The 9,877-nt window shown below is 58.6% G+C and carries 12 protein-coding genes and 2 pseudogenes; 4 read left to right on the forward strand and 10 right to left on the reverse strand.

Annotation, left to right across the window (positions count from 1 at the left end):
- Positions 1–146 precede the first annotated feature (146 nt).
- Positions 147–1,126, reverse strand: a pseudogene (locus APH25_RS19905) (integrase domain-containing protein).
- A 320-nt stretch (positions 1,127–1,446) separates the two neighbouring features.
- A pseudogene (locus APH25_RS19915) lies at positions 1,447–2,728 on the reverse strand (YfjI family protein).
- A gap of 142 nt (positions 2,729–2,870) precedes the next feature.
- On the opposite strand from APH25_RS19915, the gene APH25_RS25145 reads away from it, so the two are divergent.
- Positions 2,871–3,119: a GNAT family N-acetyltransferase gene (locus APH25_RS25145; RefSeq protein WP_371262521.1), complete on the forward strand. Its 249-nt coding sequence runs from the start codon at positions 2,871–2,873 to the stop codon at positions 3,117–3,119.
- 78 nt (positions 3,120–3,197) lie between these two features.
- Here the strand turns inward: APH25_RS25145 and APH25_RS19920 are convergent, their stop codons facing one another.
- From APH25_RS19920 to APH25_RS19935, 4 genes are all read right to left on the reverse strand, one after another.
- Positions 3,198–3,461, reverse strand: a complete 264-nt coding sequence (locus APH25_RS19920) for a DUF3077 domain-containing protein (RefSeq protein WP_060483090.1) — start codon at positions 3,459–3,461, stop codon at positions 3,198–3,200.
- Between the two features lie 81 nt (positions 3,462–3,542).
- The gene (locus APH25_RS19925; protein WP_060483091.1) at positions 3,543–3,785 is read right to left on the reverse strand and encodes a hypothetical protein; all 243 of its coding nucleotides are present in this window, start codon (positions 3,783–3,785) and stop codon (positions 3,543–3,545) included.
- A 377-nt stretch (positions 3,786–4,162) separates the two neighbouring features.
- On the reverse strand, positions 4,163–4,687 hold the full coding sequence (locus APH25_RS19930) for a hypothetical protein (protein WP_060483092.1): 525 nt from the start codon (positions 4,685–4,687) through the stop codon (positions 4,163–4,165).
- 52 nt (positions 4,688–4,739) lie between these two features.
- Positions 4,740–5,222, reverse strand: coding sequence for an SDR family oxidoreductase (locus APH25_RS19935; protein WP_082428397.1), 483 nt, complete (start codon positions 5,220–5,222; stop codon positions 4,740–4,742).
- 219 nt (positions 5,223–5,441) lie between these two features.
- Between APH25_RS19935 and APH25_RS19945 the strand changes: the two genes are divergently transcribed.
- Together APH25_RS19945 and APH25_RS19950 are read left to right on the forward strand one after the other, a co-directional pair.
- Positions 5,442–5,912: a lysozyme inhibitor LprI family protein gene (locus APH25_RS19945; RefSeq protein ID WP_060483095.1), complete on the forward strand. Its 471-nt coding sequence runs from the start codon at positions 5,442–5,444 to the stop codon at positions 5,910–5,912.
- A 164-nt stretch (positions 5,913–6,076) separates the two neighbouring features.
- On the forward strand, positions 6,077–6,433 hold the full coding sequence (locus APH25_RS19950) for a VOC family protein (RefSeq protein ID WP_060483096.1): 357 nt from the start codon (positions 6,077–6,079) through the stop codon (positions 6,431–6,433).
- Between the two features lie 70 nt (positions 6,434–6,503).
- Here the strand turns inward: APH25_RS19950 and APH25_RS19955 are convergent, their stop codons facing one another.
- Entirely contained in the window at positions 6,504–6,767 is a 264-nt protein-coding gene (locus APH25_RS19955) for a DUF3077 domain-containing protein (protein WP_060483097.1), read from the reverse strand.
- An 82-nt stretch (positions 6,768–6,849) separates the two neighbouring features.
- Positions 6,850–7,092 carry a hypothetical protein gene (locus APH25_RS19960; protein ID WP_060483098.1) on the reverse strand — a complete coding sequence of 81 codons (243 nt, stop codon included), beginning with the start codon at positions 7,090–7,092 and terminating at the stop codon, positions 6,850–6,852.
- Between the two features lie 405 nt (positions 7,093–7,497).
- Here APH25_RS19960 and APH25_RS19965 point away from each other — a divergent pair, with 405 nt between their 5' ends.
- On the forward strand, positions 7,498–7,695 hold the full coding sequence (locus APH25_RS19965; RefSeq protein WP_060483099.1) for a DUF1737 domain-containing protein: 198 nt from the start codon (positions 7,498–7,500) through the stop codon (positions 7,693–7,695).
- Between the two features lie 278 nt (positions 7,696–7,973).
- Here the strand turns inward: APH25_RS19965 and APH25_RS19970 are convergent, their stop codons facing one another.
- Complete coding sequence (locus APH25_RS19970) at positions 7,974–8,738, reverse strand: hypothetical protein (RefSeq protein WP_060483100.1); 765 nt, start codon at positions 8,736–8,738, stop codon at positions 7,974–7,976.
- A gap of 64 nt (positions 8,739–8,802) precedes the next feature.
- Positions 8,803–9,877, reverse strand: a 1,075-nt coding sequence (locus tag APH25_RS19975; RefSeq protein ID WP_060483101.1) for an aminotransferase class I/II-fold pyridoxal phosphate-dependent enzyme, incomplete at its 5' end; no start/stop codon positions are given.

A 9,877-nucleotide genomic window follows, 5' to 3' on the forward strand; every position in this document is an offset into this window, starting at 1 on the left:
TAGCTGCCAAGTCCACGGATTGTCTCGATTCCATCGCCGTTGGATGGCTGCCTGCATGATTCGCGCTTGCCGTGGATGTCGTTGCTGGGTGCTCTTCGAACCGGCCAGGACTCCGCTGAGGAACAGCTCTATATCAAAGGGTTTGGTCATGATCGGCCACCAATGTAGGCCGACACCACATCAATCCGGTAGTGTCCAAGTTCAAGGCTGATCTGTTGACGCGCCCACCAATCAAGACCGCGGTCGATGTGACAGCCGTGGCTGTCATCGACTGGTGCAGCACGGCCCGTGAGTGCGTGTAACGTTCGCAAGCGTAGGCCGCGCGCAGTTCATGAAAGCCCTTTATCCCGTGCTTATGCAGAGTTTCGCGAGCTGGGAGCACCGTCCGTTGCAAGAACGCGGTGTAGGTTTCGGCCCGGTGCAGTAAGTTGTGGCCGCCGATCGGCTATGCGTTGTGCGCCAATAGGAGTGATGCTTTGACCTCTTCATTGGCGATGATCCAACGCGGCGCTGATGCCCCGCTTCGCCCGCCTTTGGTGTCGTCCTGGATATTGATCCGACCAAGCGACTCGGCCTCGTCGTGCAAGCGTGGAAGGTTTGCCAGGATCGCTTCGCGCAGGCGCATAGCGGTAGTCCGGGCCAACATGATGATAGCGGCCAACCGTTCGTATTGGTGTTCCATCAGCGACAGCGCTACTCGCTGTACGTCTTGATAATCTTGCCCGTCCGGCGCACGGGTGCGTACGTTGGAGCGGTGCCGTCCCAGCGCCTGGCTCGGGCTGATGACTCTCACGTCCTGATCAACGCGCAGCGCGGCGAGGGTTCGGTTAACGCTGCTCAGGCGGTTTTGCGCGGTGGCGATGCACAGTTCGCCTTACTGGATCTGCTGGCGCAGGTATGCAACGTAGTCCTCCAGCGTCTGTCGATCAATCTGACGTGCATCGTTGTAACCAGGGCCTTCCTCTGACCGGCACTAGCGGACGAAGGCTTGCCAGCGATTGCTATGGGCGTTGACGGTGGCGAAGTGGCCGCCGGCGAACAGGTCTTCCAATGCCTGCCGGCCGGCGTAGCTCAGTTGGCGGCCGTAACCAAAGTTGCGACCGTCACGCCGACCGACCAGCGCCATTGTCTTCACCTTGAACGTTGGTTTGTAGAAGCCGCAGCAGGGCTTTCCAGTGGGCGCTGACGCTGTCCAACTATCCCCAGTGTGCTGGGCGGATGAAAAGGGCATTTTCGCTGTGCAGCAGCAGAGCCCCTTCCTCTTGCAGCTGCTCGATGAGCTGAGCCAGGTCTATGGGCTCAGGTGTTGCTCTGGCGACAGCGGCGACAGTGGCGACAACACCCGCCGCATCTCGCTTGGCAGGTGGCGACAAAGTGGTGACGCTGGCGGCGACACACCGTAATTCGGTCGGCGAGCCATGTTGCCCCCGATAGCGGCGCACGGCGTCATTGAGTCGGAACATGGCGTACCTCGAATATGTCCCCGTCATTGTCCAGCCAGTTATGGGCAACCAGTTGCAGCAATAACTCGAAGGTGTGCCGCGTGCTTTTACGGGCAAAGCGAGGACCGTTGCGTGTGATGTCGCGGAGGCGAAACGGTGGCCAGTTCTTCTTTATCAACCAGCGCAGCAGGCAGTCGGCCTCTGCGCGAAGCTTATTCAGAGGCTCCTGTTCAGTCAGTCGTTGATTCTCAGCCAAGTAGTAATCCATCAGCGTAGAGGCGCGCTGAATGTGCATTTCTTCCAAGACAGTCGATTCTTCAACCACCGCCATCACACCAGCCATGCGTAGAACGTTCGCGGCGGCTTTGCCCGCGGCAGCCTGTATGTTGACCAGCTCGCCGAATTCCCCAGACTCGCATTCAATGGTGTCGTGAATGGCAATCCATGCTTCACGGGCGCGGGGGCTTAACTCCAGTGTTGCAGGGTTGAGTCCGCCGTCTTTATGGCGTGACCAAGGCTTCTGCATCAGCGCGGCAATGCGCTGCTGGTACAGGTGCACCTTTGGATCTCGGGTCAGGTCGATGGCTTTGTACAGCCGTTGTCCAACCAGACGCTCCGGCCAACTGATCAGACAGCGTCCCAGGATGCCCTGGTCTTTGATATCAGCGTCTGCAGCAAGCGGTCTGCCAGGCGGGGTTGAAGCATCAAGTGCATGCTGAGGCGGCGATCATAGGCACGTAGACTTTCTCCAGTCATCGCGCGCGACCGATCAATCGGGCTACCGTCCCACAGCGTCGACAAGTGAGTGATCGCCTTGATCATGTTGTCCTTGCTGATGGTGCTGCCGCCCAAAAACTGCCGCCTTCATCGCTGAACAGCCCCATGCTCGGCAAACCATGGCAGAGGCTTTTGACCAGACCTTCAATGGTCGGCTCAGCACTGAGGAGTCTCGGTTGGACGGGTTCAGGTTGGGCGTCCAGCGCTAGCTGTGCTGACTTTTTCGAGGTTGGCGATTTCGCGGTGAGGCTCATCGCTGCTCGGTGCGCCTTGAGTTGTTCGCCGTAAGCGATCCACTGCTGTCTCTCCCAGTCGCGTACGGCCTGCTGTGCAGTATGGTCCACCGCGCTTTTGCGATCACCCAAGCAAGCTACCGTTAGCAAGTACAGCGACAACGGATAGATTCGGCCGTCGAGGTGAACATTGGCGTGCGCCTGGCTCGTCAAAGCTGTCGTGGCTAGAACAGATTGCGCGGCCATGGCGCAGGGCACGCCGATCACATCGGCCATGCGCTCTATGGCCCGCCCCAAAAGATCGCCCAGCGCCGCGACCGGGTAGGGTAGGGGCGTACTCTGCTGTTCCAACAAGGGGCGTGGCCTGATCTGGTGCAAGGCGTCGGACGCCGACCACGAACTCGTCGAAATCTTTCAAATATGGATCGCGCCAGAGGCACGTGGTCTTGGCATCGGTAGGGCGTTGCTTGAGTCGGCTGTTGCTTGGGCTGAAAACCGCGGCACTTTCCGCGTGCGCTTGGATGTGACCATTGCAGACAGCCCAGCGATACAGCTGTATAAAACGAGCGGCTTTGAGCCAGTTGGCCCCGCTGAGCCTCTGCGTCCGGGCTCGAGTCTAATGTCTCAGCCAATGGAGCTAAGGCTGCGAGCTGATCAATTACGTTGATCTGCCCCTGAAGGTAGGCAGTCTTCAAAGCCGAACACTGAACCAGGTCTTCAACGCATCCGAAAGCGTAGACCTACTTCACCGCATCATCCCCAACTCAGCATCATCCATCAGCGCTTTGGCCAACGCGCACAGATAGTGCGAAGCCCAGATCAGCTGAGGTTTATCTTCCATCAACCCATCCAGCGTCATATCCCGCGCGTAGCCCATCAGCTCAGAAGCTTGCTCGCGCGCGCTTTGGCAGGGAATCCCAGGCTCGATGCGAAAGAGGGGATGGGTCTGGTTCGCGCCTTGGTAGAAAGTGGTTTTACCAACGGTGAATTTGTTTTCTTCTGTGGCCATCTTTGTCGCTCCCTGAAACACGCTAATGCCTGGGCTGGCCTAGCCGCACCACGCACAACCCAGGCGAAACCAATCACAAACTCAATGCCGCAACCTTGGCTCATACGGCATCTGCACCTGAATCAACGCCGACTCAAGCAACGCGCGCAGCGTCTCAAGCTCGTGCATAGATGCCATCATCAGGATGGAGGCGGGTGACTTGGGCTGCAATTGAATTGCCTGCTGAACAACGGTCGACGCGCAGAGCGCGTAGTCAGTGGCCTGTATCAGAGTGTCTTCAAGGGAGAGAAGGGCGGGAGGCGGATCAGGAACAATCTTTAGCATGGTTCAGCTCCAACGTGGGATATGGAGCTGCCTCGAACTTGCTGTCAAACAAGAGGGTGGCAGCTGTACGCGGGTTGACAGACCGAGACGTTGGCACTCGGCGCACCATAGGTGCCCGCACGTACAGCCGCCATAAAGGCGTGCACATGAGGACAACGTGAGCGGTCTGTCAAAACCGGTCGCTGAATTGGCAGCGACCGGGCGAGACTAGAATCCACACTGCTCATGTGCAACGAAAAACGTGCGCCCGGAGTATCTTTGGGAAACGGCCTACAAGGAAGGGGCTAATTCCGATTTTTTCGCACAGAGGACACTAGGTTCCACCTGGATGACGCAGGCTTACGTCATTGCTACCCAATTAGTGCTGTTTCGAAACCCTAGCGCCTGGAGACCACATGTCGGTAGGTCGCCTTTCTTTTTGCAGATTTATCGCGGCGAGCCTTCCGGTCGCTGGTCCGGCGGCAGGGTTCAGGGTACCTCGGTATAGCTCTCCGGAATCCTGGGCCTAGTTTGGCTGCATACTTCAGTAGGGTGGTGACATAGTCTTGATGCAAGAGCCACCAGGCTTCTAGCAGAAGGGGCGGCACCAGGAGCGTGGCCATCACTGCTACCTTTGTTGTAAACACCTTATCAGCTGCGACGGGTAGGTAGAACCCCATTGCAAGTAGGGATGATAGGACGAAACATGCGAAAAGCGTCGACTCTTTGATTATCTCCTTTTGGATTGCAAAGGCATCTACCCGAACGCGTTTGATCTTCCTGAGCTGGCGGGTGACCAGCCGTTTAGCCAAGTGCAGGGCCAAAGAGACTGCTCCATTGATGGCTTTGGACACCAGCCAGAGCAGGAAGGCGCCGACCAATGGAAGTACGAAATCCTGGGGGGAGAGTGAGAAATTGTTCATTACCGATCCGTGGTTTGGTTAACAGGGGCGCAACGCTACTATCTTCGCATTTTTATTGAAAGCAGGCGGTGGGAAAGAGGTGGATACGGCAAAAAAGACCCTTGCCACCCGGGGCGCTATTTGCAATTCCATTGAGCGCGGCCTTGGTTGCACCGAACGTCACTTCGGGCCTGCCGCTCTGGCGCAGTGCCGAGGTGGAGCCCGTCAGAATGACTTGCGGCCTGGACGAACCGAGCAAATTCGGGATCAGGCGTTTTAGCAATAGCAGCGTGGCGGTGATGTTCACCTTCACCAGCCTGCTGATGGAGGCGTCACTGTCGCTCAGAAATGCGTACTGCTCTGTGAACGCATATTGCTCCCAGATGCCGATGTTGTAGATCAGCACATCCAGCTCACGGGGCGCGGAGGCTGCTATTGCTTCAGCGCCAGTAACGGGGTTTGCAAGGTCTGCCTGGATCCACTCAAGCGTTACACCCGAGGAAACGGGGTGAATGCCTTGGGGTTCCGTGCGGCACCGATTATTACCATGGCTCAGCGCATCATCCTTTACTCAGCTTCCACCAGTGCCTTGGCCTGCGTCCACACGTGCGATGGCCAAACGCTGGAGCTAAGCGAGTGCACTGCGCATACCGCTCGCGCTGTCAGCATGCTGCCTGATCCCAGCCAAAAAATGAAAACGCCCCGTTTCATAGCGCGGAGCTTCTGATTACGGCAATATTCACCGTCTTTAGCGCTATCTCAAGGAGTGAGCCACATGAAAAATACATTTACAGGGATCTGCATGGGATCGCTGCTCGTGATGAGTACTTCCCATGCTGACGTTGGCCGCGAAGAGGAGTTAGACGAGGCGGTTCGCCAGTTCGCTGCGAAGGTTGAAGCTGTCTGGCAGGAGTGCTTGCGCAGGCCAGATGTTCATGGCACGAATGGCAGCGAGATGTGTCTTTTCGCAATGAAGCGCAGTGCCGACGAGCAAGTTGAGCTTAAGTACCAGGAGAAATTGGCTCACGCCCAGCAGATGACTGAGCACCCCGATAGGTATTCGACCTATGAGGAAGTTCCGGTTCTGCTCAAGGCTTCACAGTCTCATTGGAAGGAATATGTCAAATCGGATTGTGAGGGAATCTACCAACAAAGTGTCTCTGGAACAGCTCGGGGTACTTTCGCCTTGATGTGTAAGTACAAACACGCTCTTCAGCGTTTGCGAGCGTTGGATGAGTGGTACTAACGAACACGGTGAGTAGGTCCATGGTCTTTAGAGTCGACACGATAGGTGAGGCCTAACCCGAGCAGCGCACTCTAATCACCTACTACGCAGGATGAACGCGTGGACAGGATGCAACAGGTCCAGGGTCGCTATGGTAGATTCCACCCTCTTACAAGGAGGTACCCATGAGCAGCAGAGGAACAGACCGCCAGATCGACAACATTGAGTTCAACGTCCAGAACATTCAGCGCAGCAAGGATTTTTACGGCGCGGTGTTCGGCTGGACCTTCGTCGATTACGGCCCGACATACACCGAGTTCAGCGACGGTCGGTTGACCGGTGGCTTCACCACTGGCGAGCCAGTCAGGCCAGGCGGCCCATTGGTCATCTTGTACTCAGACGACCTTGCTGGAGCTGAGACTCGGGTTAAGGCTGCTGGCGGAATCATCAGCCGTGAAGTTTTCACCTTTCCTGGCGGGAAGCGATTCCACTTCATCGATCCAGATGGTTATGAGCTTGCTGTCTGGACAGCCTCGGCCTGAGGGATAAAGCCCAGCCCAATGCTGGGCTTTTTGATGGCTGCTGAGCCAGCTTGGTTGCACACAGCTTGACTCAACGCATCATGCCCAGCTCAGCATCATCCATCAGCGCCTTGGCCAGCGCACACAGGTAGTGGGATGCCCAGATCAGCTGGGGTTTATCTTCCATCAAACCATCCAGCGTCATGTCCCGCGCATAGCCCATCAGTTCCGAGGCTTGCTCACGCGCACTTTGGCAAGGGATTCCAGGTTCGATGCGGAAGAGGGGATGGGTTTGATTGGCACCTTGGTAGAAGGTGGTTTTACCGACGGTGAATTTGTTTTCTTCTGTGGGCACGGTGGTAGCTCCCCTAAAGACATCGTTGCCTGGGCTGGAAACCCTGGTGGCTCTAACAGCCCAGGCGTTACACAACCAGGCTTTAGTGCCAGGCCCTGGGTTCTGAGGGCATCTGCACCTGGATCAATGCCGACTCAAGCAGCGCTCGCAGCGTTTCCAGTTCGTGCATCGACGCCATGATGAGCACCGACGCGGGCGATTTGGGCTGTAGCGCCATTGCCTGCTGCACCACGGTTGCCGCGCACAGGGCGTAATCCGTGGCCTGGATCAGTGTGTCTTCTAGGGAAAGAATGTGACGGGGTGGGTCTGGGACGATTTTCAGCATGCTCACGCTCCAACAATGGTTGAGCTGCTATCCACCTCGCTGTCAAACGGGAGGGTGGCAGCTGTACGCGGGTTGACAGACCGAGATTGTTGGCACTCGGCGCACACGAAGGTGCCCGCACGTACAGCCGCCATAAGCGTATGCACACGGACAACAATCGACGGTCTGTCAAAACCGGTCGCTGAATTTGCAGCGACGGGCCGAGACTAGGACCGACGATTTCCTTGCGCAACGAAAAACAGGCTCACGGAGTATCTTTGGGAAAGGGCCTACAAGAAAGGGTTAAATTCTGATTGTTTACCAGGAACTCCATCGCGTTTTACATAGACTGCCCGGTGTTGCAGGTTGCAGGTTGTTTCCAAGTAGTATTGAAACTCCACACCTACCGCACCAAGGATCAACCCGATGAACCAGCCACCCGACGGCATGCCCATTTACCGCGTACTGACCGGCCCCGATGACGCTGCCTTTTGCCGCAGGGTCAGTGATGCCCTGCTGATCGGCTATCAGCTTCATGGCGGGCCTGCGCTTACGTTCAATGGCACGCATGTGATTGTGGCTCAGGCGGTGGTTTGGCCTGGGGAGCGGGTGGGCGCTGCTTGATATCAGGGTGGATGGCACCGGCTGGCGCCGGTGTTCGCGGGTGAACCCGCTCCCACAGGGTGGGCTGCCTCATAAACTGGACTGCCCCACAAATCGGCGGGGGATGCACTTTTTGCTGCTGTTGATGATGAGCGCTGATATTTTCTTCACTGAACGCACAAAATCTTCAGATCTAGCGATTCTGCCGATTTTTTCTTCACTGCTCAGCTGAAGTCAAACTGGCGGAATGAGGAATGGCCGCAGTTAAGAGAGCGAGGCAGTTTGTTCCAACAAGGTGTTCACCTGCGCCGCAACACCGCCGCCAGCCCCACGGTCAGCATCACGGCACACCCCATGGCCAGGCTGACCGCAAGCCCCACGCCCCACGCCTGCAGCACACCCGCCAACACCAGATAAAACGCAATCACCCCCACCGCCCCAATCGCATTACCCCGTACCATCGCGGCCATGCCGGCGCGCCCGTTTTGCACATTCGCGAACACCACCAACGGCCAGGCAATCACCGGTATCGGCGCCAGCATCCCGCTGGTCGCCGGCCCCAGCCAGTTGGCCAGGCTGGTGGTAACCATCAGCAGGGACGTGGCCGACACCATGCGCAGGGGAATCTCCCAATACCGCTGTCGAGACAGGGCCATGGCCTCTGGCTTGGGCTCGCGCCCACTGGCGTTTATCAACACGGCAATCAGCACCAGCGCCACGCCAATCGACAGGTACAAACTGCCCCAATGGGTAAAGGCATAGGCAGCCACGCCATAGAACAGTACCGCCAGCCCCACGGCAGCCCCCACGCCTAGCCTGCGCGTGGCGAACAGGTAAAAGGCATAGGTAGCCTGCACCGCCGCCAGCCCGCCCAGCGCGCCAGGCACGGCCCCGAGGGCGAATGCTGTGCCTTGTTCCAGGCACAAAAAAGTCATCACCAATGCCGAGGTGATCGGTAACCCGGACAGCAGCCCGCCCAACAAGCCGCCCCAGCGCCGCGACGCGAGGGAGATGGCCCACATCAGCAGCGGGGTGACGATGAGTTTCAGGTAGAACAGGGTCATCGCAAGGCAATCCGGTTATGCAGAAGTGACGCCCGCCGTCGGCATTGGGTAGGGCGCTGGTGAGTCAACCGCGGCTGGCCTCCAGGGCCTGGGCCAGGTCGGCGAGGATGTCGTCGCTGTGCTCGATGCCGATCGACAGCCGTACCATGTCCCGTGGCACGCCGGCCTTTTCCAGTTCTTCGTCGTTGAGCTGGCGGTGGGTGGTGGAGGCGGGGTGGCAGGCCAGTGACTTGGCGTCGCCGATGTTCACCAAGCGCAGCACCAGTTGCAGGGCATCAATGAAGCGCGCACCGGCCGCCTGGCCACCCTTGATGCCGAACGACAGAATCGACGCTGGCTTGCCGCCGGTGTAGCGCTGGGCCAGTGCATGTTCGGGGTGGTCGGGCAGGCCGGCGTAGTTAACCCACGCCACTTGCTCGTGGCCTTGCAGGTAGCGGGCAACCTTCAGGGCGTTCTCGGTGTGGCGCTCCATGCGCAGGGCCAGGGTTTCCAGGCCTTGCAGAATCATGAAAGCGTTGAACGGTGCCAGCGCCGCGCCCGTGTTGCGCAGGGGTACCACACGGCAGCGGCCGATGAAGGCGGCGGGGCCGAAGGCTTCTGTGTAGGTAACGCCGTGGTAGGACGGGTCGGGTGTGTTCAGTAGGGCGAAACGTTCTTTGTTGTCGGCCCAGGGGAATGTGCCGGAGTCGATGACGATGCCGCCGATGCTGGTGCCGTGGCCGCCGATGTACTTGGTCAGCGAGTGCACGACGATGTCGGCGCCGTGTTCGAACGGCCGGCACAGCACGGGGGTGGCGACGGTGTTGTCGACGATCAGCGGCACGCCATGGCGGTGGGCGGCCTCGGCCAGTGCGGCGATATCCACGATGTTGCCGGCAGGGTTGCCGATGGACTCGCAGAACACAGCCTTGGTGCGCTCATCGATCAGCGCCTCCATGGCGGCGATGTTGTCGTGGGCAGCGAAGCGGGTGGTGATGCCCATGCGCGGCAGGGTGTGGGCCAGCAGGTTGTAGGTGCCGCCATACAGCTTGGCCACCGAGACAATATTGTCGCCAGCCTCGGCCACGGTCTGGATGGCGTAGGTGATGGCCGCCATGCCCGAGGCCACCGCCAGCGCGCCCACCCCACCTTCCAGGGCG

The sequence above is a fragment of the Pseudomonas sp. NBRC 111119 genome, assembly GCF_001320125.1.
GTDB classification, from domain to species: Bacteria; Pseudomonadota; Gammaproteobacteria; order Pseudomonadales; family Pseudomonadaceae; genus Aquipseudomonas; species Aquipseudomonas parafulva.

Excerpts from the sequence above, each read along its gene's own strand:
- APH25_RS19960 (WP_060483098.1), bottom strand. The coding sequence starts at position 7,092 with ATGCTGAAAATCGTCCCAGACCCACCCCGTCACATTCTTTCCCTAGAA.
- APH25_RS19920 (WP_060483090.1), bottom strand. The coding sequence starts at position 3,461 with ATGGCCACAGAAGAAAACAAATTCACCGTTGGTAAAACCACTTTCTAC.
- APH25_RS19925 (WP_060483091.1), bottom strand. The coding sequence starts at position 3,785 with ATGCTAAAGATTGTTCCTGATCCGCCTCCCGCCCTTCTCTCCCTTGAA.
- APH25_RS19965 (WP_060483099.1), top strand. The coding sequence starts at position 7,498 with ATGAACCAGCCACCCGACGGCATGCCCATTTACCGCGTACTGACCGGC.
- APH25_RS19930 (WP_060483092.1), bottom strand. The coding sequence starts at position 4,687 with ATGAACAATTTCTCACTCTCCCCCCAGGATTTCGTACTTCCATTGGTC.
- APH25_RS19945 (WP_060483095.1), top strand. The coding sequence starts at position 5,442 with ATGAAAAATACATTTACAGGGATCTGCATGGGATCGCTGCTCGTGATG.
- APH25_RS19970 (WP_060483100.1), bottom strand. The coding sequence starts at position 8,738 with ATGACCCTGTTCTACCTGAAACTCATCGTCACCCCGCTGCTGATGTGG.
- APH25_RS19950 (WP_060483096.1), top strand. The coding sequence starts at position 6,077 with ATGAGCAGCAGAGGAACAGACCGCCAGATCGACAACATTGAGTTCAAC.